Genomic DNA, 14,283 nt, shown 5'->3' with positions numbered 1-14,283 from the left:
TAAAAAATTGAAAGATTAAAAAACCTTCCAATCATTGTATTGGATGAATTAATATTCGTAAGTACCGTATTCGCTAGAAATAGTTAATTTCTTAGTTTCGGCAGCTTCAACACGTCCTACAATTTGTGCATTGACATTGAATGATTTTGAAATGGCTATGATATCCTGAGCCACAGCTTCTGGAACATAAATTTCCATTCGGTGTCCGCAGTTGAAAACCTGATACATTTCTTTCCAATCTGTTTTTGATTGTTCCTGAATTAATTGGAACAATGGTGGAACTGCGAACAAATTGTCTTTTATAATATGTAAATTATCTACGAAATGTAAAATCTTAGTTTGCGCTCCACCACTACAGTGCACCATTCCGTGAATTTCATTCGAAGAATACTGATCTAAAATTTTCTTGATAATAGGTGCATAAGTACGCGTTGGCGAAAGCACTAATTGTCCAGCATCGATTGGAGAATTTTCTACTGCATCCGTCAATTTTACCTGACCTGAATAGATTAGTTCTTCTGGAACTGCAGCATCGTAACTTTCTGGATATTTTGTTGCCAAATATTTCCCGAAAACATCATGACGCGCCGATGTTAATCCGTTGCTTCCCATTCCGCCATTATAGCTTTTTTCGTAAGAAGCCTGACCGAAAGACTCCAGTCCAACGATTACATCACCTGCTTTAATGTTAGCATTATCAATAACCTTAGAACGTTTCATTCGTGCCGTAACTGTAGAATCTACAATGATTGTTCGAACAATATCACCCACATCAGCAGTTTCTCCACCTGTAGAATGAATACTCACTCCAAAAGAAGCTAATTCTTTGATTAATTCTTCAGTCCCGTTGATGATTGCCGAAATGACTTCGGCAGGAATTAGGTTTTTATTTCTTCCAATTGTAGAGGAAAGCAAAATGTTATCGGTTGCACCTACACACAACAAATCGTCAATATTCATGATTAAAGCATCTTGAGCAATACCTTTCCAAACCGAAATATCACCGGTTTCTTTCCAATACATGTAAGCCAATGAAGATTTAGTTCCTGCACCATCAGCATGCATGATAAGACAATACTCATCGTCTTGAGTTAGATAATCAGGGACAATTTTACAAAATGCCTGAGGAAATAATCCTTTATCTATATTTTTTATAGCGTTGTGTACATCTTCTTTGGATGCCGAAACACCACGTTGTGCATATCTTTTTGAAGTATCTGAACTCATTATTATAAGTGTGTAATTTTGTTACTTATCCATTAAAGGAGGATGGGGCAAATATAAATCTTTTTTTTGGGTTGTAGCAAACCCTCTTTGACTAGTATTCTAAAAACATTCAGTAACTGTTTAAATTTTAGATATTAGATTTTTTTAGAAGATTATTTTCCGATAGTCAAGACAAATTTTGAAAGAATAACTAACTTATTTTTGAATAAAATTAACGAAGAATAGCGGGAAATAATCCCAAAAAAACAATTAGATAATACTGAAACAGTTACACAATGTATAAATTAGTTTACAGTGGCTTTTGTGTGAATTTCAAAAAAATCAAATCATTTAGGCATTTAAAAAAATAAGATTTGTAATATTCTTACTTCGCTTAATAAGTGGTAAAAACTATATAATGTCACTCGTTGGGTGAAATTGTTTTTGGATATTAAATTTTCGTCAGTTCGAGTGAATTTTCAGAAAACGCGACAGCTTTTTCGGAAAATTTGTATCGAGAACAAGAAAATATTGAATAGAAAACGGTTCTCGATACATTTTTGGCTTCATTTCATTACGCAAAAAACACTACCATTGACGTTTTTGAAAATTTCACCCAACGGGTTAATGTCGTATTTTGAAACGATATCAAGTTGCTTAAAACAGTAGCTTGTAGTTGTTTGCGCCCATAAAGCTTCTTTTGACTTTACAACTTTAAAACTTTCCACTTACTTAGTTTGAAGAAAAATCATTAAATTTGGTAGAATTATATAATTTGACACTTGTTTTTCTGCTGTTGAAAAATAACTCCTAAAATGGGGTAACATTTTAAAAGCGCTGTTGATATAAGTTTAACAAATATAAATTAAGTAGTAAAAACTATATAATGTCGTATTTTGAAACGTTATAATGTTGTTTAAGTCAATAAAGACTCTTTTGACTTACGACTTTAAAACTTTCGACTAACTTAGTATGAATTACATTTGGATTGAATTTAAATAAAAAAACCTTTACTTATGAAAAATCTATTCACCTTAGTACTGACCCTCTTTTTCATCGCTCTCTCGAATGCACAAACTGAAAAAGCCAACATCAACACTTCTCGCTCCAATATCAAAAATAAAACAGTAAAACCAACTGACAGCCTGCAGCAAAAAGCGAATCACAATACCGCCCGAAGCAACAAAAGCACAGTAAAAGAAAACAGTGAAGACATTTCATCAGAAGAAATGCCAAATCATCAACAAAAAACCAACATCAATACCTCCCGCTCCAACACGAAAGGGCAGGCAAAACCAGCAGACACTGACAATTTAGACACAAACGAACCGTCATCTAAAGTAAAGTTTAAAGCTGGTGCGGAGCTATCCGATAAAGTGAATTAAAAAAATGCCTCTCCCAAAATGGAAGAGGCATTTTCATTAAAAAAATCTTATTATTTTGTAAACAGCAACTCTCTGTATTTAGTGAGTGTCCACAATTCATTATCCACTAATAGTTCTAATTTATCACAGTGCGTTCTAATGATTTCAAAATACGGTTTTACTTTATTGCAATAAGCCTCAGCTGTTTTTTGAGCATCCGTCATCATGTTTGCCGTTTTTCTTTCGTTACGCATTTCCTCCACTTTTGCATTAATTTCTTCAATGTGAAGCGAAATTTCTTTTATCAAACCTATTTGCTCTTTAGCAATCGATTCAAATTCATTTCCAAAGATATCTTTCAAACCTTTTACATTTTCAATCAAAGTATTTTGGTAACGAATGGCTGTTGGAATCACATGATTTTTTGAAATATCTCCTAAAATCCTACTTTCAATCTGGATTTTCTTAGCGTATTCTTCTAATTCAATTTCGTAACGCGCTTCAACTTCTACTTGATTCATAATTCCTAATTCAGAAAACAAATCCAAGGCTCTTTTTGATGCTCTCGCTTTCAAAGCTTCAGGCGTAGTTTTAAAATTACTCAAACCTCTTTTCTTTGCTTCCTTTTCCCAAGCTTCGCTATAACCGTCGCCTTCAAAAAGAATATTTTTAGAAACTTTAATATACTCTCTCAAAACATTAAAAATAGCATCGTCTTTTTTCATTGCTTTCGAATCAATCAAAGCATCCACTTCTACTTTAAAGTCTCTTAATTGCTTAGCCACTATTGCATTTAAAGTAGTCATCGAATTAGAACAGTTTGCCGAAGAACCTACTGCTCTAAACTCAAATTTGTTTCCTGTAAAAGCAAACGGCGAGGTTCTGTTTCTATCTGTATTATCTAAAATTACCTCTGGAATTTTCCCAACTACGTTTAATTTTAAATCGGTTTTCTCTTCTGGTGATAATTTTCCTGTTGTTACACTTTCTAATTCAGCCAAGACCTTAGTTAATTGTTCTCCAATAAATACCGAAATAATAGCAGGTGGCGCTTCATTAGCTCCTAAACGATGGTCGTTACTTGCCGTTGCAATCGAAGCACGCAACAACTCTTCATAATCATTTACCGCTTTGATGGTATTGATAAAGAAAGTCAAAAACTGCAAATTACTCATTGGTGTTTTACTTGGACTCAAAAGATTCACTCCTGTATCTGTTGCCAATGACCAGTTGTTGTGTTTTCCTGAACCGTTTACACCTTTAAAAGGTTTTTCGTGGAATAAAACGATGAAGTCGTGACGTTCTGCTACTTTTTGCATCACATCCATCAAAAGACAGTTATGATCTACTGCTAGATTTGTTTCTTCGAAAATAGGAGCCAATTCAAATTGATTGGGCGCTACTTCATTATGACGGGTTTTAACCGGAATTCCAAGCAACATACATTCTTGTTCTAAGTCACGCATATAAGTCAAAGCACGTGTTGGAATAGAACCAAAATAGTGATCGTCTAATTGTTGTCCTTTTGCAGAAGTATGTCCTAATAAAGTTCTTCCAGTCATCATTAAATCAGGACGAGAATGAGCCAAAGCTTTATCAACTAAGAAATATTCTTGTTCCCATCCCAATGTTGCAGTAACCTTTTTTACATTTTTATCAAAATAACGACAAACTTCAGTGGCTGCTTCATCCATTACTGCTAAAGCTCTTAATAACGGAATTTTGTTATCTAAAGCCTCTCCTGTATATGAAATAAAAACCGTAGGAATACATAAAGTAGTACCATATATAAATGCTGGAGAAGTAGGATCCCAGGCAGTGTACCCTCTGGCTTCAAAAGTATTTCTAATTCCTCCATTTGGAAAACTAGAAGCATCTGGTTCCTGCTGAACTAATTGTGCTCCTCCAAATTTTTCTACAGGATCACTACCATCATAAGAGGTTTCAAAAAAAGCATCGTGCTTTTCGGCTGTAGTCCCTGTTAAAGGTTGAAACCAATGAGTGTAATGTGTAACGCCTTTTGATAAAGCCCATTCTTTCATTCCCATGGCAATGTAATCGGCTAATTTTCTATCTATTTTTGTTCCATGTTGAATTGCACCTTGTACTGCCTTAAAGGCGTCCGAAGTCAAATATTGCTTCATTGCTTTTTCATTAAATACATTGGAACCAAAAATGCTTGATTTTCTATCTGTTTCTTCAAAATGTACTGCTTTTCTACTAGATGCTTCTCTTAGTGCTTGAAAACGAATTGTTGACATTATAGATTGTTTTTTTTTAAAATTGTTAATACACAATTTCTAATTAATAATTACAAATATAAAGAATCTAAAATAAAAATCCTTGTGCAGCATTATCAATTTGCTTTTTATTTAGGTTCAAAATTGCTTTTTTTTAAATATACCCCCATTCAAAATATAGTAATCTGAAAAATAACATTCATTCAAACAAAAGAGACCCCAAGATTTTCAGCACTAAAAAAAATATTATATATTTGCACCTCAGTTAAAATAAAGAAAATTAATTTATATTATTATGGCTAAAATAAAGTTAGAGTACATTTGGTTAGACGGATACGAACCGACTCAAAATCTTAGAAGTAAAACTAAAGTTGAAGAGCACGAAAACTTTCAAGGAACTTTAGAAGAAATTGGAAACTGGTCATTTGACGGTTCTTCTACAAAACAAGCTGAAGGAGGATCTTCTGACTGTCTTTTAGTTCCTGTTGCTATTTACCCTGATCCAGATCGTATTAACGGATACTTAGTTATGTCTGAAGTTATGTATGCTGATGGAACACCACACCCTTCAAACGGTAGAGCTACTATTGATGATGACAATGATGATTTCTGGTTTGGTTTCGAACAAGAATATTTCATCATGGATACTAAAACTTTATTACCATTAGGTTTCCCAGTAGGTGGTTACCCAGCTCCTCAAGGAATGTACTACTGTTCAGTAGGTGGAAAAAACACTCACGGTAGAGCTTTAGTGGAAGAGCACGCTAATTTATGTATTGATGCAGGTTTGAACTTCGAAGGAATCAACCAAGAAGTTGCTTGTGGACAATGGGAATTCCAATTATTCGCTAAAGGGGCTAAAAAAGCTGGTGATGAAATCTGGATTGCTCGTTACCTATTAGATCGTTTGACTGAGAAATACGGTTACTATATTGAATACCACCCAAAACCACTTGGTGATACTGACTGGAATGGTTCAGGTATGCACGCTAACTTCTCTAACGAAGTATTAAGAACATGTGGAGACCAAGCAACTTACGAAAGAATCTGTGAGGCTTTCCGTCCGGTAACTAAAGAGCACATTGCTGTTTACGGAGCTTACAACGATCAACGTTTAACTGGTAAACACGAAACCGCTTCTATTAATGATTTCTCTTACGGAGTATCTGATAGAGGAGCTTCAATCCGTATTCCACTTATTACAGTTCAAAAAGGCTGGAAAGGTTGGCTAGAAGATAGAAGACCAGCTTCTAACGGTGATCCATACAAAATTGCTGCAAGAATTATCAAAACAGTTAAATCTGCGTTGTAATTCCTTAATTATAAAATTAAAAATGCCTTCAGAAATGGAGGCATTTTTTTTATATTTTAATTTCAAATTCTTAAATCAAACCTATCTACAAAAAACTATCTTTGCAATAATATAAATTAAATATTATGATAGTTTGGATTTGTTTTATAAGTGCTATTTTATTATTCCTAGCTCTAGATTTGGGAGTTTTTAACAAAACCCCTCACGAAATCAGCTCAAAAGAAGCTGGTAAATGGACTGGAATCTGGGTTTCATTATCATTTCTATTTTCAGCTGTAGTGTATTGGCTTTATCAAAACAACTATGTAGACAATCCCGACCAACTAAAACCGATGGTCGCTTCGATGAAATACATTACAGGTTACCTCATTGAACTTTCACTTAGTATCGATAATATTTTTGTAATTGCCATTATCTTTTCTTCTTTTAGAATTCCTAAAAAATACCAACATCGTGTATTGTTTTGGGGAATCATTGGTGCTATTGTTTTTAGAGGGCTTATGATCTATTTTGGCGTTATGATTATCAATAAATTTGCCTGGACTACTTATTTATTTGGCGCTTTCTTGATTTACACCGCCATCAAAATGTTTTTCACGAAAGAAGACCACGAATACAACCCTCAAAATTCCGTTATATACAAATACTTAAGAAAAGTAACCCCTGTTACCACCAAAATTGATGGAGAACATTTTTTTGTAAAAATCAATAATATTAAAACCGCTACTCCATTATTTGTAGCTTTAATACTTATTGAGGTTATGGATGTTATTTTTGCATTAGATAGCGTACCCGCCATTTTAGCCATAACTTCCGATCCTTTTTTAGTATTTAGTTCGAATATTTTTGCCATTTTAGGACTGCGTTCTATGTATTTCTTCTTGGCCAATATGCTAGAAAAATTCAGTTACCTAGAATACAGTTTGATTGCCATTTTAACCTTTGTAGGATTAAAAATGATACTTCATAAATTTATCCACCTTCCAGAATGGGTTTCTTTAGCCTTTATTGCAGCAGCTCTTATATCAGGAATTATTGCTTCACTTCAAAAAGAAAAACGAAATAGAAAAGTATAAAAACAAAAAAAGGAAATCGCTCGATTTCCTTTTTTTTTTACTTAACTATGTAAATTATAATTTTACTTTTTTAACCTGATTTTCAGATAATTTTAGTGTATTCATTACTTCCAAATAATTATTGGTATCCATTGTGGCAGCCAAATCAGATGGAATAAGAACTATTCTAAAAGTTTGATCATCAATATATTCTCGTCTGTTTAGCAAATTAAAATTAGCTCTAGCGGTAATAAAAAAATCAACTTTACTAAAATCAAAAAAGTAATCAACCAAATCACCATTATTAAAATAAATAGTTCTAGGAATCAATTGCCAAACAGGAGTATTTGAGTTAATTGTACTAGTTAATCTGTAAATTAAAACCGTTTCATCGTCACGTAAATTATCATTAATTTCAAACTGAAAAGTACTTCTCAAATTATATTCATTATCTGCTACTCTCCCTAAATCAACATTCTTTATTTCAAATGCATAAGGATATGTATCAAAATCCTCTTGAAAGTTATCATCCGTAGTAGTACAACTAGAAAACGCAAAAAGACCAACTACTACCGCAAAAAGTGTTATTATTTTTTTCATGATATAAATTTTAAATGGTTAAGGTATGGAATTTAGTAGTCATTAATTGTGCCAAAATTTATTTAGCATAAAAAAAGAGACCAATATAAATATACTTTATTTTGATCTCTTTTTGTAAAATTAAGTAATAATTTATTTCAACCCAGCCAAACTCTGCTCAATTGTTGCAATTTTTGCTAGCGCATCCGCTTCTTTTTGTTTTTCGTTAGCTAAAACTTTTTCTGGCGCACCGTTAACAAATTTCTCATTAGATAATTTTGCCTGAACTGATTTTAAGAAACCTTGGGTGTATTGTAATTCTTCTTCTAATTTCTTAATCTCCGCTTCAACATCGATATTTCCAGCAATCGGAATAAAATATTCGTTAGATTTTACACGGAAAGATAAGGCTCCATCTACTTTTGCAGCAACATATTCGAAAGCAGCAATATTTCCTAATTTGGTTACGATAGCATCAAAATAAGTTGAAATATTCTCGCTGTTGATGGCTTTCAGTTCGATAGCATCTTTAAACGGAATGTTTTTATCTTTTCTAATGGTTCTAATTCCTGAAATCACTTCAATAGTATTTTCAAAATCAGTAATTAAAGTCGCATTATATGGTTTTAATGCTGGCCAAATCGAAACAATTAAAGCTTCTTCCGGAGTTCTGTCAGCTATTAAATGCCAAATTTCCTCAGTCAAAAACGGCATGAAAGGATGTAACAATTTCAAATTACTTTCTAACATTTCGATTGCTTTATCAAACGTAGCTTTATCAATTGGCTGTTGATACGCTGGCTTTATCATCTCTAAAAACCAAGAACAGAAATCATCCCAAACCAATTTGTAAATCGCCATTAAAGAATCGGAAATTCTGTATTTTTCAAAATTATCTTCGATATCAACTAAAGTTTGTTGCAATTTTGCCTCGTACCATTCGACCGCTACTTTTGATGATTCTGGTTGCGGAATAGCTTCTGAAACTTCCCAACCTTTGATCAATTTGAAGGCATTCCAAATCTTATTCGAAAATCCTTTTCCTTGATTACATAATTCCTCATCAAACATAATATCGTTTCCTGCCGAAGCACTCAAAAGCAATCCTACACGAACACCATCGGCACCAAATTTCTCGATCAGGTCTAAAGGATCAGGAGAATTCCCTAATGATTTAGACATCTTACGACGTTGTTTGTCACGAACCAAACCGGTCAAATACACATTGGTGAATGGTTTTTCACCTGCATATTCATAACCTGCAATAATCATTCGAGCCACCCAGAAAAACAAAATATCTGGACCCGTTACCAAATCATTGGTTGGATAATAATATTTATAATCGGCACTTTCTGGATCCATTATTCCACCAAAAACAGACATTGGCCAAAGCCAGGAAGAGAACCAAGTATCTAGCGCATCAACATCTTGTTTCAAGTCGGAAGTTTGAAGTTGGGAGTTTGAAGTTTTTTCTTTAGCTAAAGCCAAAGCCTCATCTATGTTTTCAGCAACCACAAAATCTTCTTTCCCATCTCCGTAATAATATGCAGGAATTTGTTGTCCCCACCATAATTGACGCGAGATATTCCAATCGCGGATATTATTCAACCAATGTGCATAGGTGTTATTAAAACGAGCGGGGTGCAATTTAATATCGCCATCAACCAAAACAGATTGGATTGCTGGTTTTACCAAATCTTCCATTTTCAAAAACCATTGATCGGATAATCTTGGTTCGATTACCGCTTTAGTTCTTTCAGATGTTCCTACTTTATTCAAATGGATTTCGGTCTTCGCCAAAGCTCCAATTTCTTCTAATTCTTTTGCAATTTCAGTACGAACAACAAAACGATCTTTTCCTTGATAATGCAATCCAAAACTATTTAGCGTAGCATCTTCATTAAAAATATCAACGATTTCAAGATTGTGTTTTTCTCCCAGTGTTTTGTCATTCATATCGTGAGCAGGAGTTACTTTCAAACATCCTGTTCCAAATTCTACATCTACATATTCATCTTCAATAATCGGAATTACACGACCACAAATTGGCACAATAGCTTTCTTCCCTTTCAAATGGGCAAAACGCTCATCATTTGGGTTGATACAAATAGCAGTATCTCCAAAAATAGTTTCCGGACGGGTTGTAGCAACAGTCAAAAATTCCTCCCCCGACCCCTCCGAAGGAGGGGAGTCAAGCGATTCGGCTCCCTCTCCTTCGGAGAGGGCTGGGGTGAGGATTTTATATTTTAAGAAAAATAATTTTCCTTGTTGTTCTTCATAAATAACTTCTTCGTCAGACAAAGTCGTTTTCGCTTCAGGATCCCAATTTACCATTCGGTAACCTCTGTAGATTAATCCTTTATTATACAAATCAACAAATGACTTAATTACAGAGGCTGACATATCAGGATCCATCGTAAATTTAGTTCTTTCCCAATCGCAAGAAGCACCTAATTTTTTAAGCTGCTCCAAGATTGTGCCTCCATATTTATCCGTCCATTCCCAAGCGTGTTTTAGAAATTCTTCACGCGTTAAATCGTTTTTATTGATTCCTTCTGCTTTTAATTTGGCAACCACTTTAGCCTCTGTTGCAATAGAAGCGTGATCCGTTCCCGGAACCCAGCAGGCATTGAAACCTTTTAGACGTGCTCTTCGAATTAAAACATCCTGTATGGTATTGTTTAACATGTGTCCCATGTGCAAAACTCCTGTCACATTTGGTGGAGGAATAACAATGGTGTATGGTGTTCTATGGTCTGGTTCTGAGTGAAAATAATTGTTTTTCATCCAGTAGTCATACCATTTTTGTTCTATCGTTTTAGCGTCAAATTGTGCGGGAATTGTCATTTTTCTATGTTGATTCGTTTATTTGTTAATTTGTGGATGTGGCTAAACAGATAAACACATCAACAAATAAACCATTTACTTTGGTCTGATTTTTGTAATTTATATCGGGAACAAAAGTAAATAATTAAGTACACTATAAAAAGGGAAATAAAAATTTGTGTACTAATTAAAACAAAGTATATTTACTTTCTATAAGATTATTAAAAAATGAGAAAAATTACTACAATTATAACTATTTTATTGTTTAGCAGTATTGGGTTTGCTCAAAAAGGAGCAAAAATAGAGTTCAAAGCTAAAAACAACACTATTGATTATGGAACAATCAGCAAAAAGAATGATAACGGTATTCGCTCTTTTGAATATACAAATACTGGCGATGCACCATTAATTATTTACTCCATTCAATCCACAACAAGCTGTACCGTTTTATCAAAACAAAACGAAACAGTTCAACCTGGGAAATCTAGTAAAATTGACATAAAATACAATATGGTTCCGGGGCCAATTAGAAAAACCATTACTGTAGAATCTAACGCCATTAATTATGATGATGGTCGAATTCCTTTAAAAATTAAGGGAGAAGTTAGTTCATAACTCTAAACCTTCTTTTACAAAAAAAATCGTCTCAGAAATAATATCGAGACGATTTTTTTATTATCAAATTCTTGTGAATTAAAACTGTGCAGCAATTCCAATCGAAGCACTAAACGGCATCCCTGGTCTGAGTCCAGCAGGCACTCTGGAAACTAAATAATTAGTATCGAACAAGTTATTAATATTTCCAGTCAAGCTGAAATTTTTGTTGAATCTATATTTTGAAGCAAAATCAACCACAGTATTATTTGGAACAGAAAACTCATTTGGGATGGTTCCCTGACCAGCGATAGTCCTAAATTCTCCATTAAAACGCGCCGCTAAGATCAACTCAAATTTCGCATGCTCTAATGCGATTGATGCATTGAACTGATGTTTAGAAATATAAGGCATCTCATCTCCTTTTTCAATAGTTCCCCAAATCCCATCAGTGCTTGCAAAAGTGTTTACAAATTCGCTATCCGTTAATGTATATCCAAAAGATACTGGCAATTTCAATTTGCTTCCCTCATTTAATACCTGATAATTTAAAGACAGTTCAACACCTCCTACATTTACTTCACCTGCATTAAATTGATCTAAAGTACCACTTCCTCCACTTGCGGCCAGATCACTGCCTAGCAAATTAGAATAATCATTGAAATAAGCTACAAATTCTCCAAAAAACTTTTTATATTTAAATCGGGAACCTAACTCATAATTAATACTTTTTTCAGCTTGAGTACCAGGCGTATTGGTTGGTGGAGCAAAACCTTTATGAACACCACCAAATAAGGATAAATTACTATTTATTTTATAATCAGCACCGATACCTGGAAGCCAAATTTTTAAATGATTGTCATTTTTCACTAAATTCCCCCCCGTTCTACTTAAATCATTTGTACCGTAATTTTCATTTCTTAAATCTATAGTTTCAAATCTAATTCCTGGTGTTACAGTTAAATTATCATACCTAATTTTGTAAAGAACATGTGCTGCTAAAGCCTCTGCATAAGCAATCCTATTATCCTGCGAACCGGGATTTCCTGCTGTATTCAATACCATTGAACCATTAACCATCGCATAATTATCATTCCATTGAAAACGATCTTCACTGTCTTCATGATACCTTGCTCCAAACTCAAGGTCGTGGAAAACATTTCCAGTTAAAAAATGAAAATCAAATTTTGTTTGTACACCTTGTGCAAGATATTCTCTGTTGTTAGCTCTAACTCTTAAGGCATTTTCTGGAGAATTTTGTGCGCCTGTAATATAGTCAAAAGCTAAAGCATTAGCAGATGGATTTTCTAATATATCAGCAATTGCATAAGTTGTTCCACCAAATCGAACATCGTTTAATTTGTACCAATTTCTAGCAAACTTATTGCGATAAGCAGTAGTAGCTATACTAAAATAGTTACTCGTTTTTAATGTATGAGTTATAGAAAATTGATTGTTTTTAGTAGTAATTTTATCTTTTTCAGAACCAGAGTAACGCATAAATGGTGATTTTTCAAAATCCTCCTCTGTTAAACCAAGATACGTTTCGTTAGCGTCTTCATCTGCATAGACCATCTTAAACTCAAGCGCATTATAAATCTTACTAGTTCTTTTAGATTGTACTCTAAATTTAGCCATAACATCATTTTTATCAAATCCTGTGTTAGCACCACTTGGTAAATCTTTAAAACCATCTGAATTATAATTCAAAAATTGTACTACCGCACCCAATCTCTCGTTTGAAATCCCCACATTTGCAGCTGTTCTTGCGGTATTAAAGCTTCCGTAATCGGCTAAAAAACCTCCACTAAATTTAGATGGTATAGGTGCTGAAACAAAATTAATAGTCCCGCCAGTTGTAAATGGTCCGTATTGAATTTGGCTACTTCCTTTTAAAATCTCAACAGCACTCATTCTAGCCACCGAAGGAAAATAATAAGCAGCTGGAGCACTGTAAGGAGCTGGAGCAATTAACACATTGTCTTCCATTAAAGTAATTTTGGCACTTCGATCTGGAGAAGTCCCTCTCAAACTGATGTTTGGCCTTAACCCAAAACCATCTTCCTCATATACATTAACACCAGTTACTGTTCTAAGAACCCGATTAATATCAGTATAATTAAATTTTTGTAAATCTTCTGCTGAAATATAGGATGCAGAACCCGTTTTATTAATTGCTTCAAATTTACTTCCAATAATTTGATTAGCAGAAATAACTACTTCTTTTAGCGTTTTTAAAGTGTCTTTTGGCACGGAAGTCCTCTTGTTCTGCGAAAAAGCGAAACTTACAAATAAAGAACTAAAGGCGAGCATTAAATATTTCATTTATATTTTATTTAGATTAATTCTACAGCGCAAAAATAATCCGTTAATGTTATTTAGACAAATTTCAAATAGGATATTTTATTAAGATTGGATAAAAATAAAAAATACTCGTTTTTTTAACAAAAAAATAAGCTTAAATCAAAAAAACAAGGCGAATTATTAATTTTTAACTTCTTTTAGAGCAAAAAAACCAGTCAATATTTCTGTTTTTAAAGTAGTGAATCATTTAATATTGAACAATTAAAACACTATCGCTATACAATCCAAGTCGTAAAGTCAAAAGAGGTATTATTGGCTTAAACAACAACAAGCTACTGTCTTAAACAACATTAAATCGTTTCAAAATACTATATAATATGGTTTTCACTACTTAAACAATTATTCCATTTACTTTTAAGGTAGGCTAATAAAACTGGAGAAATTAAATAAGAAATCTAAAATTTTGAGTAATAAAATCATCTTTGGAATAGCCCATTATTCATGGTCAACAAATTTCCATTAGACATAAGTCATTAACAATTGGTTCTATATTACCTAAAACGCTATTGCTTATTTTTTCACATGATTAAGATTTATTCTCTAGTGTTTATAAGCCAAACAAAAACAGTAGCTTCGACAACTGAATCGAACAACAACATTACTCCATTAACTTCAAAAGGACTAAAAATTAATTTATTGATTATCTGGGCTGGAAGCGTAAAACTAGAGCATTTCGAATAGCCAAATTCAAACCTATTTGCAAAAAAACAGAAATAGCAAAACGTAAAAGAAAAAAAAGGAAT

General features: G+C 33.4%; 10 protein-coding genes. 5 read left to right on the top strand and 5 right to left on the bottom strand.

What is annotated here, in order from left to right; genetic code table 11:
* Window positions 1–48: 48 nt before the first annotated feature.
* Complete coding sequence (locus AAGV28_RS01505; RefSeq protein WP_373405059.1) at window positions 49–1,227, bottom strand: AIR synthase related protein; 1,179 nt, start codon at window positions 1,225–1,227, stop codon at window positions 49–51.
* 995 nt (window positions 1,228–2,222) lie between these two features.
* Here AAGV28_RS01505 and AAGV28_RS01500 point away from each other — a divergent pair.
* A complete protein-coding gene (locus AAGV28_RS01500; protein WP_373405058.1) occupies window positions 2,223–2,591 on the top strand; it encodes a hypothetical protein in 369 nt (122 codons plus the stop codon).
* A gap of 50 nt (window positions 2,592–2,641) precedes the next feature.
* On the opposite strand, the gene AAGV28_RS01495 is transcribed toward AAGV28_RS01500, so the two are convergent.
* Window positions 2,642–4,831, bottom strand: coding sequence for a glutamine synthetase III family protein (locus tag AAGV28_RS01495; protein WP_373405057.1), 2,190 nt, complete (start codon window positions 4,829–4,831; stop codon window positions 2,642–2,644).
* Between the two features lie 274 nt (window positions 4,832–5,105).
* Here AAGV28_RS01495 and AAGV28_RS01490 point away from each other — a divergent pair, with 274 nt between their 5' ends.
* Together AAGV28_RS01490 and AAGV28_RS01485 are read left to right on the top strand one after the other, a co-directional pair.
* On the top strand, window positions 5,106–6,122 hold the full coding sequence (locus tag AAGV28_RS01490; protein WP_373405056.1) for a glutamine synthetase beta-grasp domain-containing protein: 1,017 nt from the start codon (window positions 5,106–5,108) through the stop codon (window positions 6,120–6,122).
* 125 nt (window positions 6,123–6,247) lie between these two features.
* Window positions 6,248–7,198, top strand: coding sequence for a TerC family protein (locus AAGV28_RS01485; protein WP_373405055.1), 951 nt, complete (start codon window positions 6,248–6,250; stop codon window positions 7,196–7,198).
* A gap of 54 nt (window positions 7,199–7,252) precedes the next feature.
* Here the strand turns inward: AAGV28_RS01485 and AAGV28_RS01480 are convergent, their stop codons facing one another.
* Window positions 7,253–7,777 (bottom strand): hypothetical protein, encoded by a 525-nt coding sequence (locus AAGV28_RS01480; protein ID WP_373405054.1) that lies wholly within the window; start codon window positions 7,775–7,777, stop codon window positions 7,253–7,255.
* A gap of 132 nt (window positions 7,778–7,909) precedes the next feature.
* Entirely contained in the window at window positions 7,910–10,603 is a 2,694-nt protein-coding gene (locus tag AAGV28_RS01475) for a valine--tRNA ligase (protein WP_373405053.1), read from the bottom strand.
* Between the two features lie 207 nt (window positions 10,604–10,810).
* On the opposite strand from AAGV28_RS01475, the gene AAGV28_RS01470 reads away from it, so the two are divergent.
* Window positions 10,811–11,197 (top strand): DUF1573 domain-containing protein, encoded by a 387-nt coding sequence (locus AAGV28_RS01470; protein WP_373405052.1) that lies wholly within the window; start codon window positions 10,811–10,813, stop codon window positions 11,195–11,197.
* Between the two features lie 78 nt (window positions 11,198–11,275).
* On the opposite strand, the gene AAGV28_RS01465 is transcribed toward AAGV28_RS01470, so the two are convergent.
* A complete protein-coding gene (locus tag AAGV28_RS01465; protein WP_373405051.1) occupies window positions 11,276–13,501 on the bottom strand; it encodes a TonB-dependent receptor family protein in 2,226 nt (741 codons plus the stop codon).
* 561 nt (window positions 13,502–14,062) lie between these two features.
* On the opposite strand from AAGV28_RS01465, the gene AAGV28_RS01460 reads away from it, so the two are divergent.
* Window positions 14,063–14,221, top strand: coding sequence for a hypothetical protein (locus AAGV28_RS01460; RefSeq protein ID WP_373405050.1), 159 nt, complete (start codon window positions 14,063–14,065; stop codon window positions 14,219–14,221).
* Window positions 14,222–14,283 lie beyond the last annotated feature (62 nt).

Origin of the sequence: Flavobacterium zubiriense (assembly GCF_041729725.1) — a bacterium.
Taxonomy (GTDB): domain Bacteria; phylum Bacteroidota; class Bacteroidia; order Flavobacteriales; family Flavobacteriaceae; genus Flavobacterium; species Flavobacterium zubiriense.
This window is presented reverse-complemented; position numbering and strand designations above follow the sequence as displayed.